Raw genomic sequence first — 12,919 nt, 5'->3', positions numbered from 1 at the left:
ACGGAGCACGGAGCACGGAGCACGGAGCACGGAGCACGGAGCACGGAGCACGGAGCACGGAGCACGGAGCAACGGGGACAGCCTGCTGAGGGTTACGGAGCGGGCGGAAGTCCATGAACGCGGGGCGGGGGTACGGAGGACGGCAGGGGGCGAGTGCGGTCCTGGCACGTCATGCCCCGGCGCCCGTCACCCGATCCGTTCTCCCCGCCCGGCCTGCACAGGCGGACCCACGTCAACGCGACACCGAGCACAGCACGCTACGGCGCAGCAATCGAGCGGAACTCAGGGCCCGGCGAGGGGCAACGGGGAGCGGGAGGAATGGCAGGAAACAGCGCCGCACTGCTTGGCAGAGCCCAGCCGCCCCAAACCGCCGGCGCAGGCGCGAAGACCGCGCACACGTGCCACGCCTGAGCGCCGGACCGGCGCTACGCGCCCGTAGCCTTCAGGGCGAGCCACAGCTCCATGCGGACGTCGGGGTCGTCCAGTGAGCGACCGAGGATCTCTTCGACCCTGCGCATGCGGTAGCGGAGGGTGTGGCGGTGCACGCCGAGTTCGGCTGCGGCGGCGTCCCACTGGCCGTGCCGGGACAGCCAGGCCCGCAGGCTCGCCACGAGGTCGCCCCGCCCCGTCGCGTCGTGCTCGTACAGGGCGCGCAACAGGCCGTCGGCGAACGCCCGTACCGCGTCGTCAGCCAACAGCGGCAGGACCGAGCCCGCGGCGACCTGCTCGTGCTCGACGAGGACCCGGCCACGGCGGCGCGCCACTGAGAGGGCCTGTTCGGCCTGTCGGTAGGCGGCGGAGGCGGCGATGGGGCCGGCGGGAGCGGAGAGGCCGATGACGACGCCGTCGTCGATGTCGGCGGCCTCGCGCGGGCGGGGGCGCGCCGTGCCACCGCGGTGTGCCTCGGTGGTCTCGGCGTACTCCGCACATGCCCGCACCGCGGCGCCGCCGTCGGAGGCGAGCACGATGAGCCGCGCGCCGTCCGGGACGATCAGCACCGCCTCCCCCGTACGGACACAGGCTGCCTCGACGGCGTCCGCCAAGGAGCCCAACGGTTCGGCGGACACCGCGGCCACCGCACCGCCCGAGGCCGTCGGCGCGGAGCCGGGCGGTGGCGTACGCGGGGCCGCGTACGCGGGGGCGGCGGCGGGTGGCACGGGGCCGGAGGGCGCCGCCCCACGGGGCAGGGCTCTGGGCTCCGTGCCGTCGGTATCCGGGGCCGTGGGGAGGGCCGCCGGGTGCGGCACGGGGGGCGCATGCGGTTCCTGCCCGCGGGGCGTGGCCGGCGCCGTGTGCGGGCCGGCGGGGAGGGCTTCCGCGACGAGCATCCGGAACGGGGCGTCGAGCAACCCCCCGTACAGTTGCCCGGCCACGGCGCGCGCGTGGTCGGGTTCGCCCGCGAGCAACATGCGCAGGACCGCAGCACCGAGCCGCTGTTCGGCGTCGCGCAGCGCGCGGGAGCGCTCGGTGGTGAGGGTCAGCAGGGCGACGGCGGAGTGCACCGCATAGCGCTCCGCCGTACCCAGCGGCGCCGCGGTGCCCACGGCCAGGACGCCCCGCGTGCGGCGCCCGATGCCCAGCGTCTGGAGTTCGACCCGGTCGGTCGCCTCCTCCCCGTCCGCCTCCGTGGCCCCCACGACGGCGCTGGCCGGCGCCGGCCGCCCGCGCAGCCGCTCGACATCACCGGTGAGCCGCGCCGCCCGGCGCGCGGCCCAGTCGGGCGCAGAGCCGATCAGTGCTCCGGACACGTCGTACAGGGCGGCCCAGCCGTCCAGGTGGGCAGCGAGCCTGGCCAGGAGCTCCGTGGGCCCCTCGGCTCCGATGGCGGCGCGGGTGAGTTCGCGCTGTGCCTCGAACCCTGCGGTGACGGCGCGGTACTGATCGGCGGCGATGGCGGCCGAGACGGCCTTGCTGATCGCGATGAACGGGGTACGGGGCGGCACGCCCAACAGCGGCAGCCCGGCCTCACTGGCGGCCTGGACGAGTGCCGCCGGTACCTGTTCGTAGTTGACGCCGACAGCGAAGCCGAGGCCGACGACCCCGGCGTCGACGAGGCGCCGTACGTAGCGGCGCATGGCGTCCGGGTCCTCGGCGTCCAACTGCATGGCGGTGATCAGCAGCAGTTCGCCACCGTCCATGTACGGCACCGGGTCCGGCAACTCGCTGACGTGCGCCCACCGCACGGGCACGTCCAGCCGGTCCCCGCCCGCCAGCACGGTCAGCTTCAGCGTGGAGTGGTGGACGAGTGAGGCGAGCGTGGGAGGCATGGCACCTTCGTTGCGGCTTCGGACGGCTTCGCTTCGACGGACGCGAAGAGTGCGCCGTCCCGTACGAACGGCTCTTTCCGATTCTGCCTCAATGGCGGAAAGCACAGGTATCCCACGTGAGGTAGGGGGCGGGCGCGCAGTTCGCCACCCGCGCCCCCGCTCTGGTCTGCGGGCCCGCTGGTCAGGTGCGCAGGTTGACGAGTACGGGTGGGGCGCTGGCGCCCCGTACGGAGGTCAGGGACAGCACGGCGTGGCCGGGTGGTACAGAGTTGGCCAGCTCGGAGGCCGACCAGCGTTCGCGTTCCACGGTGCGTGTGGTGACCGCCTGGGTGGTGACGGCCTTGCCGGTGGCGACGCGCCGGATGAAGTGCAGCACCTTGGTGAACGGCTCGTCCGCGATGATCTGCCGGTCCGTGAAGTCCTGCGTCTGGACCCACTCCTTGCCCCACACCTCGGCGAAGTGGGCCCCGTCCCAGGTCGTCAGGCCGGCGTACGCCATCCGACAACCCACGGCGCCGAGCAGCGCGCTGCGCAGGCCCTCGGGCACGTCGTCCAGGGTACGGAGCGTGAGGACGGCGCCCGCATTCGCGGAACGCAGACGTTGCAGGGCGCGCAACGCCTCCGGGGTAATGGTGTACGAGGCGTCGTCGAGCACCAGACAGGCGAAGAGCGAACGGTCCGTGCGGCTGACGGCGCCCTCCGCGAACTGCGCCAGGACCAGCCGGGCCAGCAGCCGGGACGCCTCCGCGTACCCCCGCTCCGGCAGGTCGATCCGTACCCGCAGCGGATGGTCCAGGCAGCGCAGCGAGAAGGGACGGCTGGCCCCGTCGGTGCGGAAGAAGTCGGCGAAGGCGGGGCGGTCCAGAAGCGCGAGTCGTTCGGCGAGCACGGCCCCGATGTCGCCCGCGCGCGTGGCTTGGCGTTCGCGCACGTCCAGCTCGCGCGCGTGAGCCTGCTGGCCGGTCGCCTCCAGGACCTTGCGCAGCGCCAGCCAGGCCGGTGCGGAGCCCTCCAGGAGCTCGCGGAGTTCGGGCACGGAGGGGAACCGGCCGTGGGCCGCCCGGAAGGGGCCGAGCAACTGCGCGATCGCGGTGCTCGCACGCTGGCTCTCGCCGCCGGGCAAGGTGAGGGCCAGGTCGCCGAGCAGGGCCTCGGCCAGGATGCCGCCCGCCTCGTCGGCGTCGGTGGCGCCGCCGTACAGGTCGAGGTCGTACGCCGAGTCGGGCCGGCCGATCTTGACGACCACGTCGAACGCATGGTCCGGCCCCAGCCCGGCGCCGGCGGCGCCGACGGCCACCACGGCGGCCTGCCCGGCCAGCGCCTGTAGACAGAGCGTCTCCACAACCGGGCTGACCAGCCGCACCGTCTTACCCGAACCCGCCGGCCCGACCGCGAGCAGCGACGTACCCAACACCCCGGGGTCGACGGCCAGTCCGACACCCCGGTGCTGGTACGGGTTGCGCGGGTCGTCGGCCGCGGTGCCCAACCGGACCTGCCGGGTGAGGAGGTCGTGGCGCGCGCCCCGGGTGGGGAGGTTCCGCGCGCCCGAGGGGTGCGCACACGCTGCGGCACCGTGCCGCAGCACCGTGTCGGTGAAGGCCGGCAACCGGCCCGGATGGGCCCGTACGGAGCGCCACGCCTGGGTGAGGCGCGCGTGATCCACATCGTTCATCAGGCCGGCCTGTGCGTCCTGGGCGAGCCGGTCGGCAGCGCTCTGGGCCCCGGCCTCTCGAAGCTCGGGCCACTGCGCGGGGTCGACCGTGGGATCGGCCGGTGGGCGCGAGGGGTCGGCTTGTTGCTCACGCAGGCGGCGGGCCACGGGGGCGAGGAGTCGGCGGGCCAGTTCGGGCCAGTGGCCTACTCGGCCGAATAGGAACAAAACGACGCACAACGCGATCGCTTCATAGATGTACAGGGCCCACCAACCGGGCGAAAAAGTAAATCCATCCGAGTACCAAGAATCAGGCGTCAGCAAGTACAACGGCCAATACCAGTAGCCGCCAAGGTAGCCGTAGTACAACAAGGACCACAGCAGCCAGGCACACAGAGCGGCAATCACGGCTCCGCCCACCAGTCGAGGGGTGGGAATCCGATCCGGCTCCTCCGCCGGCCGAGGCCGATGCCCAAAAGCCCAGATGCCCGGCTCCGTGACCCGCCGCGGGGTGCGGAGCCACTCCAGGAAGGACTGCTGCTGCGGCGCGCCAGGGGGCGCCGGCGGAACTGCCGGGCGTGAGGCAGCCGGCATGGCCCCGTACGAGCCAGCCGTTGGCCGCCCTCCGTGCAGCGGCGGCACCGTCGGCGGAGCCCCAGCCGCTCCGTGTGACAGGCCCGAAGGCGGCGCGACTGGCGGCGCGGGCATCCCGCCCCCGGCTGTCGCCGGTCCAACCCCAGCCCCGGGGGCCTCGGGCACACCAGCCACCCACACTCCAGCCCCCTGCGCCCGCCCCGCCTGCCCCGGCGCCTCCGTCGTCCAGCCCGCCCCGGGCGCTGGGGCGACGGGCGGCGCGGTGTACGGGGCAGCCGCCGGGGGCGGTGGCGCGGGCTGCACCGCGGGCGCCGGGTGGCCCGGTGCCGGTGTCTCCGGGGGCAGCGGCGGCCACACCTGGGGCGCCGCGTCCGCGGGGCCGGCCGGTGCGGCAGGCGGCAGCGGCTGCCGTGCCCGATCAACCGTCGGATGCGGCACGGCCTCGGGTCGCGTGCCCCGCGCGTCGTAGCTGCCCTCGGTGTCCATCCGCTGCCCCTTGCCCCCTGTGCTGACCTACCGGCTGCTCACACTCAACTACCCGCTGCGGCACGCCGGGCCACACCCGGGCCGTACTGCGCACGGGGCCCTCGCCGTGGCCCCGCGTCCTGGCTACGGTGCGTACGGCCGTACCGCCGACGGCCGAACGCCCATGTCGTGGTCACGCGCTCCGTCCACCGTCGCGACGAATCCCGCCCCACGTACTGCCCGCCCGCGCCGTCCGTCGCCTTACGGCCCCTCAATCTAGTGGCCCCAGCGCCGTCGCCCCGCGGCCCCGTGTGGCGGCATGCCGTTCGCTCCGCTATGTCCGGGCTCCACGCTATGTCCGTCGCGGACAACGCAACACGCCCACTTCTCCCGATCGGAACATGCCGGGGTCGGGGCGCCGCCCCTAGCCTGCGAAGTAAAGCCGCCGTCATCCCTGCGTACCCCCTGGAGCCCCACATGACCGAACTGTCCGGAGGCCCCGCCCTCCCCCAGGAGCGCCGCCTCGTCACCGCCATCCCCGGTCCGAAGTCCCAGGAGCTGTTGGCCCGCAAGGGAGCGGCGGTCGCCGGCGGCGTGGGCACCGTGCTGCCCGTCTTCGCCGCCCGCGCCGGTGGCGGGGTCATCGAGGACGTGGACGGCAACCGGCTGATCGACTTCGGCTCCGGTATCGCCGTCACCTCGGTGGGCGCCAGCGCCGAGGCGGTCGTCCGGCGCGCCGCTGCGCAACTCGCCGACTTCACCCACACCTGTTTCATGGTGACGCCGTACGAGGGCTACGTCGCTGTGTGCGAAGAGCTCGCGGCGCTCACCCCGGGTGACCACGCGAAGAAGTCCGCGCTGTTCAATTCCGGCGCAGAGGCCGTCGAGAACGCGGTGAAGATCGCCCGTGCCTACACCAAGCGCCAGGCGGTCGTCGTCTTCGACCACGGCTATCACGGGCGCACCAACCTCACCATGGCGCTGACCGCCAAGAACATGCCGTACAAGCACTCCTTCGGCCCGTTCGCGCCCGAGGTCTACCGCGTTCCGGTGGCCTACCCCTACCGCTGGCTGACCGGTGCGGAGAACTGCGCCGAGGAAGCCGCCGCGCAGGCCATCGACATGATCAGTAAGCAGGTCGGGGCGGAGAACGTCGCGGCCATCGTCATCGAGCCGGTCCTCGGCGAGGGCGGGTTCATCGAACCGGCGAAGGGCTTCCTGCCGAAGATCGTCGAGTTTGCGAACGCCAACGGCATCGTGTTCGTCGCGGACGAGATCCAGTCCGGCTTCTGCCGCACGGGGCAGTGGTTCGCCTGCGAGGACGAGGGCATCGTGCCCGACCTGATCACCACCGCCAAGGGCATCGCCGGCGGTCTGCCGCTGGCCGCCGTGACCGGTCGCGCCGAGATCATGGACGCCGCGCACAGCGGCGGCCTCGGCGGCACCTACGGCGGCAACCCGGTGGCGTGCGCGGCGGCTCTCGGCGCCATCGAGACCATGCGCGAGCAGGACCTCAACGCGAAGGCGCGGCGCATCGAGGAGGTCATGAAGGGGCGCCTGCACGCGCTCCAGGAAAAGTTCGACATCATCGGCGACGTCCGCGGACGCGGCGCGATGATCGCGATCGAACTGGTGCAGCCCGGTTCCAAGGACCCGAACCCCGCCGCCACCGGCGCACTTGCCAAGGCATGCCACGCGGCCGGTCTGGTGGTCCTCACCTGCGGTACGTACGGCAACGTCCTGCGCTTCCTGCCGCCGCTGGTGATCGGCGAGGACCTGCTCAACGAGGGGCTCGACATCCTGGAGGAGTCCTTCGCCCGGCTGTGACCGGGTGACGGAGCACCGTGCTCCCGCCCCGTCGCGCCACCCCGGCGCGTGGCCGGCCCCGCCTTGCGCCCCGAAGCGCACCGTGCGGGGCCGGCCGCGCCGTTCCGGACCGACACCAGGCGGCCGACGGGGCCCGGTGGGCAGATGCGGAAGGCGGCGGACGGGGCCGGCAACGGGCAGAGCGGCCCGCTGGAGCCGGCCGTATGGGCGGCCTCCGCGCCCCCGTACCCGGCGCCGTCCCGCCCCGTCCACAGCGACGGGGACAATGGGAGACCGACGGCTGCCACGGGGCGGAAACGGAGCGGATTCATGGGCGCACCACGCGCTACGGAGCCACACACGCACGTCGTGAAGAAGATGTGCGGGGGCAATGTCGAGCAAGTGATCCAGCTATCCGGCGCGCCCCGCCTGACGTACGGTTCCCGCAGATGAGAGAAACACCCCGGCCGCGGGAGACCGCGGACGGTGCCGGGCCGGTGCATCCCCAGTCCCGTTCCGGCCGCGCTTCGGCGCACACCCCTGGAGTCTCTGGCTCTGGATCTCCTCACCGATCGGATGGCCGCCCGCCCCATACCCCCCGGGGCGTGCGGCGCCCCGATCGCGTTGGCAGCCTCGGAACCACCCCCCTTGTTCCGGGGCTGCCCCTCCTTCGCCGCACGCACCGATGGCTCCTCATCGGTGCGGCGTTGCTGTTTTCCCTCCTCACCTGGCAAGTGGCTGCCGATGGTGGCGTGCGCGCGCTGGACGAGCGTCTGGGCCGCTCCGTGGCGCGCCCGGGGGCGCTGCCATCCGAACGCACGCCCTCGGCTTTCGTCAGCCGTATCGCTGAACTCTGTGCCGACCTCGGCGGGGTCGCAGCCGTCGTCCCGGTCGTCCTGGTGGCGGTGGTGTACGCGTCGCGTTGCGGGCCCCGGGTTCGGCTCCGTCTGTGGTGGTTGCCCCCGCTCTCCGCCGCACTCGCCCGGGCCGCCGTACCGGCGGTCGTCGCGCCGTTGAAGGCATGGCTGGGACGTCCCGGACCAGCAGGGGCCCCGCTGGCCGACGGCAGCGGCTACTTCCCTTCCGGTCACGCGGCCACCGCCGCCGTCGGCTACGGCGCGGCGCTCGTCCTCACCGTCTTCGCACACACCGCGCTCCGCCTCAGCCCGCCGCCCGAGGCCCCGTCCGCCCCAGCCGTCCTGGCCGTCTCATCGGCAGCGCCCGCGACGCCCGTGGCTTCGGCGAAGACGGCAGGCCGTGGCCCCGGCCGCTGGGTCTGGCGGTGGGCCACGGCGGCAATGGTGGTGTTGAACCTGGCGGTCGGCCTGGGCCTGGTCCGCCGTGGCTACCACTGGCCGGCTGACGTGCTGGCCAGTTGGTGCCTGTCCGTGGTGCTGGTGCGCGGCGTCGTCTGGTCCGCGCACCGCGCCCTCGCCCGTCAGGTTCCTCCGTCCGACGGTGCCCCAAGTCCCGCAGCCGCCTCGTGCATGGCCCATTCCAACACCACCGGGTCGACGAGGGCACCCGACCCGTCCGGTGGGCTGAGCCACCGCACGCCCCCCGTTGACCGTCCCGGGTAGGGCACCACGATCCAGCCGCCCCGTCCCACGCCCCGTACGCCTGTGGCCAGCCACTCCGCAGAGGTGCCCGGTGGTACGAAGAACCCCACCTGCGCGTCACGGAAGTCGGCCAGTACGGGGCCCGGATAGGGCTCGTACTGGCCCAGCACCTCGTGCGTGCGGCTGCCCAACTCCCCCGGCATGATCAACACGTCCCACAGCCGTCCGGCGGGCAACAACGTCACCCCCAGCGGGTGCCGTGACCAGTCCGCGAGGCAGGCCCCCGCGTCAGGTGCCGCCGATGCCAGCCATTGCAGTGCACTCGTCGCCCCCGTGTCGCCCATCCCACTCGCCTCTCCCGCCCTGTGGTGTCCGCATCGCGTGCGGTTCACGGGGGGAGACAGCGCCGCCACCTGTTCCTTACTCCAAAGACAGCTACTAGTTAGTAGTGAAGCCCGTCACATGCTCATCGACTGCTGCGCGCCGGCGGTCAGCCCCAGGTGGATGGGGGGCGACAGCAGGGGGTGAAACGGCGCCACGACCACCGACCCCAACTCGGCCTGGGCGCCCCGTGGGGTGTCCGCGAGACCCGCGGGAGCAGTTGGGACAATCCCCCGATGGAAGCAAGAGAGAACGCCTCCGGCACGGTGCCCGCGCGCAACGGTGGGCCGCGGAGCGTGACCGAGCTGATCGAGCGTCTGGCACGGGGCGAGCGATTCAAGTACGTCCACTTCTGGGGCCACGAGCCGCGCCGGGACGGAGCGCTCAGCGCCGCCTGCTTCAGCCAGTGGTGGCCCGCTCCGTTCACCGTCGAACAGGTCACCTATGCGACGGCCGAGCACTGGATGATGGCCGGCAAGGCCCGGCTGTTCGACGACACCGAGACGGAGCGCCGCATCATCGCCGCTTCCCACCCGGGTCAGGCCAAGGAACTGGGGCGCTCGGTCCGCGGGTTCGACGACAAGCTGTGGCAGGAACGGCGATTCGAACTCGTCGTACGGGGCAACGCCGAAAAGTTCGGGCAACACCCGGCACTACTCGATTACTTGCTGGCCACCGGTAGCCGCGTGCTCGTGGAGGCAAGCCCCGTGGACCGCATCTGGGGCATCGGCCTCTCCGCCGACGACGACCGCGCCGCGAACCCGACCGAGTGGCGCGGCCTCAACCTCCTCGGCTTCGCCCTGATGGAGGCACGCCACCGACTCGCGTAGGCACGCGCGCGGCAGGGCGTGCAGGGCACCCATGAGGGGCAGCAGGATGGCCCACGAGGTCTGACCCACGAGATGGGCCGTACGGCGAACGGAGCGAGACCTGCGGGCGGGTGCATTGAATCGCCGAGTCCGCGCGGACTTGGCGTTCCGCCCTGTACGGAGCGCGGTGACGACGCCTGCTGGACGGAACAGCCCACCCTCACCGCTCTTGGGCATCAGCACGGAGCGTAGCTGCCGCTCCGTGCTGGCCAGCGGCGCCCGGAGGGTTGCCGCCCCGTCACCCGCGCCGCCGGGCCAGAGCCAGCACTCAGAGAACCCCACACCCCCACGCGTGCGCGCGAGGAACCACGGAGCACGGAGCACGGAGCACGGAGCACGGAGCACGGAGCACGGAGCACGGAGCACGGAGCACGGAGCGTGAGTCTGCGGGGCCGGGGCCCGCAGAGCAATGTCGTGACGCAGCACGGCGGTGCCGAGGTGCGCGCCCACTCCGATACGGGCGGGCCCCACGTCTGCGGCGGCACTCACTGGCCGAGCCAGGCCGCCCAGGTCCGTCAGCACATGGGCGGATCATCGTCGCCAGGGCGTTTGGCCGTCCGAGTACAGCCGCTACGCGCCCACACCGGGTATCTCGCCCCGCTCCGTCGTCAGCGACGAGACAGCCCGTACGTCGGTACTGCCGTACGTGTCGTCGGGGTCGTCTCCGTCAGGGTCGTCCGCGCCGATGGCGACGTAGACGAAGATCATGACCACGCTGGCGACACAGGCGACGATGCCGATGATGAGGCCGGCCAGCGCCGAGTTGCCGTTGTTCGCCTCGCCGCGCCGCGCCTTGCCCCGTGCGAGGGCGCCGAAGACGATCGCCAGGATGCCGCAGATGATGCCGAAGACGATGCTGAAGCAGAGCACCAGTCCGGCGATGCCCAGCACCAGGCTCGCTGTTCCCTGCGCGTTGTCGGGCCAGCGGGTGCCCTGACCCCATGCCGCGCCGTACGGCGCCTGGTAGCCGTAGCCGTAGCCATAGCCATAGCCAGGCCCCGGGGCCGGCGGGCCGGCGGCGTAACCCGGGTAGCCGGCTCCGTATGGGTGGTGTGTGGCACCTGGTTGGCCGTACGGGGCGGCGGCGTACTGGTAAGCGCTCGGCGTTCCCGGGCCGGTCGGGGCCATGGGCGGCGGAGGCACCACGCTGGCACCCGGGGCACCAGGTGGTGCCCATGCCGCAGGCGGCGGGCTACCCACAGGGGCCTGCCCGTACAGAGCCGGGGGGCCCGGCGCAGCAGGACTCTGTGCCGGCGGCGCCCCGGGAGGCGCACCAGCGGCCTGTCCAGTCGGCGATTCCGTCACACCGCTGTCCGTACTGTCCGTGTGCTCCGCGCCAACGGTGCCGCTCTGCGGCGGGTGGGGGCCGCCGGCGCCCATCGCGCGCGTGGCACCGTCTCCCGGCTCCGTCCCGGCTTCGTCCGGCCCAGGCGTGGGCGCGCCGGCAGGCTCGGCCGGGGTGGGGTGGTCAGTCCGGCCCTCCCGAGCGGTCTCGTCGGGCTGGACAGGTTGATCAAATTGATCAGGTCGGTCGGACATGTCGCTCCCCGTCAGAGATCTGGCCCTCGTGCGGGCTGAGGGTACGGCCGTCGACTACGGGGCCCGTACCCCAGCCCTACGATGATCCAAGCGTGCCCCGTACCGGGCCCGTCCCCAGGAGGTTCTGTTGTCCGATCTGACCACCTTCATCGCCGGACTGCCGAAGGCTGAGCTGCACGTGCACCACGTGGGCTCCGCCTCGCCCCGTATCGTCGCCGAACTCGCCGCGCGCCACCCGGACTCCGGAGTTCCGCAGGACCCGGCGGCGCTCGCTAAGTTCTTCACCTTCCGCGACTTCGCGCACTTCATCGATGTGTACCTCTCGGTCGTCGGCCTGATCCGCGACGCCGAGGACGTGCGGCTGTTGACGTACGAGATCGCCCGGGACATGGCCCGCCAGAACATCCGGTACGCCGAACTGACCGTCACCCCGTACAGCTCCATCCGGCGCGGCATAGCTGACGTTGCCTTCGTAGAGGCCATCGAGGACGCGCGCAAGGGGGCCGAGACGGAGCTGGGCGTCTCGCTCCGTTGGTGCTTCGACATCCCCGGCGAGGCCGGTCTTGAGTCCGCCGAGGAGACGGCGCGCGTCGCCCTCGATCTCCAGCCCGACGGTCTGATCAGCTTCGGCCTCGGGGGTCCTGAGATCGGCGTGCCCCGGCCCCAGTTCAAACCGTACTTCGACCGGGCGATCGCGGCGGGACTGCACAGCGTGCCGCACGCCGGCGAGACCACGGGGCCGCAGACCATCTGGGACGCGCTGACCGAGCTCCGCGCGGAGCGCATCGGTCACGGCACCTCCAGTACGCAGGACCCGAAGCTCTTGCAGCACCTGGCGGAGCACCAGATCCCGCTGGAGGTGTGCCCCACCTCCAACATCGCGACGCGCGCCGTGGCAACGCTGGAGGAGCACCCGATCAAGCAGATGGTGGCGGCCGGAGTCCTGGTCACGATCAACTCCGATGACCCGCCCATGTTCGGCACCGACCTCAACCAGGAGTACGCGGTGGCCGCGCGTCTGCTGGGCCTCGACGCCCGGGGCGTGGCCGAACTGGCCAAGAACGCCGTGGCGGCTTCCTTCCTCGACACCACGGGCAAGACCGGGCTCACGGCCGAGATCGACGCGTACACGGCCGCACACCTGGCGTAGCGCGTACGACACGGCCAACGCGCGGGGCCGTCTGCATTCGGCACCGTGGGGTGGGGGCCTTTTCGCTCCGGGGCGCGCGGCCCGGCGCCCCGTAGGCTCGGCCCCGTACCGACGGGGGCCGAGCAGCAGCACGCTGGCAAGTGGCGTGCTCTTGAGGCGGACAACCAGGTTTCCGGCCCAGGCGCGCGCCGCGACGCATAGTGGCGCGGCGCGCGACGGAGCGCATCCGAGTGCGCCACGGCAAGAATGGGGCGCATGTTCACCAGAACCGCACGCCCGGTCAGCAACTTCACCGCCGTCGCCCACCGTGGCAACCCCTACGAGCAGCGCGAGAACACTCTCGCTTCGATCCGTTCCGCGCTGCACGCAGACGCGGACGCGGTGGAGATCGACGTACGCATCACGCGCGACGGGGTGCCGGTCCTGCTGCACGACGCTTCGCTGAAGCGGCTGTGGGGCCACGACCGGCCACTGGCCGACCTCACGGCCGCCGAGGCCGGGGCGGTCACGGGCGGCGGGGTGCCCACGTTGCACGCCGCACTCGACGCGACGGCCGGGGGCGGCCGGACGGTGCGCACCATGATCGACCTACCCGCGGCGTCCGCGGTGCCCGCGACCTTGGCCACGGTGCGGGAGGC

The 12,919-nt window shown here is 72.7% G+C and carries 8 protein-coding genes; 5 read left to right on the top strand and 3 right to left on the bottom strand.

What is annotated here, in order from left to right:
* Positions 1 to 425 precede the first annotated feature (425 nt).
* Complete coding sequence (locus AAHZ94_RS16340) at positions 426 to 2,267, bottom strand: PucR family transcriptional regulator ligand-binding domain-containing protein (protein WP_349993617.1); 1,842 nt, start codon at positions 2,265 to 2,267, stop codon at positions 426 to 428.
* A 181-nt stretch (positions 2,268 to 2,448) separates the two neighbouring features.
* Positions 2,449 to 4,626, bottom strand: coding sequence for an ATP-binding protein (locus AAHZ94_RS16335; RefSeq protein WP_502964691.1), 2,178 nt, complete (start codon positions 4,624 to 4,626; stop codon positions 2,449 to 2,451).
* Between the two features lie 828 nt (positions 4,627 to 5,454).
* On the opposite strand from AAHZ94_RS16335, the gene gabT reads away from it, so the two are divergent.
* From gabT to ybiA, 3 genes are all read left to right on the top strand, one after another.
* A complete protein-coding gene (gabT, locus tag AAHZ94_RS16330; RefSeq protein WP_349993615.1) occupies positions 5,455 to 6,804 on the top strand; it encodes a 4-aminobutyrate--2-oxoglutarate transaminase in 1,350 nt (449 codons plus the stop codon).
* 686 nt (positions 6,805 to 7,490) lie between these two features.
* Complete coding sequence (locus tag AAHZ94_RS16325; RefSeq protein ID WP_349993614.1) at positions 7,491 to 8,363, top strand: phosphatase PAP2 family protein; 873 nt, start codon at positions 7,491 to 7,493, stop codon at positions 8,361 to 8,363.
* A gap of 596 nt (positions 8,364 to 8,959) precedes the next feature.
* Entirely contained in the window at positions 8,960 to 9,553 is a 594-nt protein-coding gene (ybiA, locus tag AAHZ94_RS16320; RefSeq protein ID WP_349993613.1) for a riboflavin biosynthesis intermediates N-glycosidase, read from the top strand.
* 609 nt (positions 9,554 to 10,162) lie between these two features.
* On the opposite strand, the gene AAHZ94_RS16315 is transcribed toward ybiA, so the two are convergent.
* Positions 10,163 to 10,720, bottom strand: coding sequence for a DUF4190 domain-containing protein (locus AAHZ94_RS16315; protein WP_349993612.1), 558 nt, complete (start codon positions 10,718 to 10,720; stop codon positions 10,163 to 10,165).
* A gap of 538 nt (positions 10,721 to 11,258) precedes the next feature.
* Between AAHZ94_RS16315 and AAHZ94_RS16310 the strand changes: the two genes are divergently transcribed.
* Together AAHZ94_RS16310 and AAHZ94_RS16305 are read left to right on the top strand one after the other, a co-directional pair.
* On the top strand, positions 11,259 to 12,281 hold the full coding sequence (locus AAHZ94_RS16310) for an adenosine deaminase (RefSeq protein ID WP_349993611.1): 1,023 nt from the start codon (positions 11,259 to 11,261) through the stop codon (positions 12,279 to 12,281).
* A gap of 255 nt (positions 12,282 to 12,536) precedes the next feature.
* Positions 12,537 to 12,919: glycerophosphodiester phosphodiesterase (locus tag AAHZ94_RS16305; protein ID WP_349993610.1), on the top strand; the 383-nt coding region annotated here is incomplete at its 3' end.

The sequence above is a fragment of the Streptomyces sp. HSW2009 genome, assembly GCF_040240285.1.
Classification (GTDB): Bacteria; Actinomycetota; Actinomycetes; order Streptomycetales; family Streptomycetaceae; genus Streptomyces.
This window is presented reverse-complemented; position numbering and strand designations above follow the sequence as displayed.

Excerpts from the sequence above, each read along its gene's own strand:
- ybiA (WP_349993613.1), top strand. The coding sequence starts at position 8,960 with ATGGAAGCAAGAGAGAACGCCTCCGGCACGGTGCCCGCGCGCAACGGT.
- AAHZ94_RS16340 (WP_349993617.1), bottom strand. The coding sequence starts at position 2,267 with ATGCCTCCCACGCTCGCCTCACTCGTCCACCACTCCACGCTGAAGCTG.
- AAHZ94_RS16315 (WP_349993612.1), bottom strand. The coding sequence starts at position 10,720 with ATGGCCCCGACCGGCCCGGGAACGCCGAGCGCTTACCAGTACGCCGCC.
- gabT (WP_349993615.1), top strand. The coding sequence starts at position 5,455 with ATGACCGAACTGTCCGGAGGCCCCGCCCTCCCCCAGGAGCGCCGCCTC.
- AAHZ94_RS16335 (WP_502964691.1), bottom strand. The coding sequence starts at position 4,626 with ATGCCCGCGCCGCCAGTCGCGCCGCCTTCGGGCCTGTCACACGGAGCG.